Here is a 255-nt window from a genome sequence, read left to right as displayed (position 1 = left end):
CCGGGCAGCGAGGACTTCCACCATGAGCGGAGAAGAGAAGCGGCGGCGCCCGGCGCCGTCGGCCACGCCGTGGGACGGCGCCGGCGACGGCGAGCTGTCCCCGGCCGAGAGGATCGTCAGGGACTGCCACCGCGACATGTACCGCTACCGCCACGCGGGCGCCGGCCTGGTCGGCGAGGCCGATTTCTTCAACGGCTACGACCGCGACGCGTGCCCGCGCTGCGGCTCGCCGGCGATCGAGGGCAACGGGCGCGA

1 protein-coding gene is annotated in these 255 nt (G+C 74.9%); it reads left to right on the top strand.

All coding sequences use genetic code 11. From position 1 onward, the window contains the following. Window positions 1-22: 22 nt before the first annotated feature. Window positions 23-255, top strand: a 233-nt coding sequence (locus NE591_RS16490) for a hypothetical protein (protein WP_256157170.1), incomplete at its 3' end; no start/stop codon positions are given.

Origin of the sequence: Adlercreutzia sp. DFI.6.23, from assembly GCF_024462535.1 — a bacterium.
GTDB lineage: Bacteria > Actinomycetota > Coriobacteriia > Coriobacteriales > Eggerthellaceae > Adlercreutzia > Adlercreutzia rubneri.
Note: the sequence above shows the minus strand (reverse complement) of the source record. Positions and strands in the feature narration are given on the sequence as shown.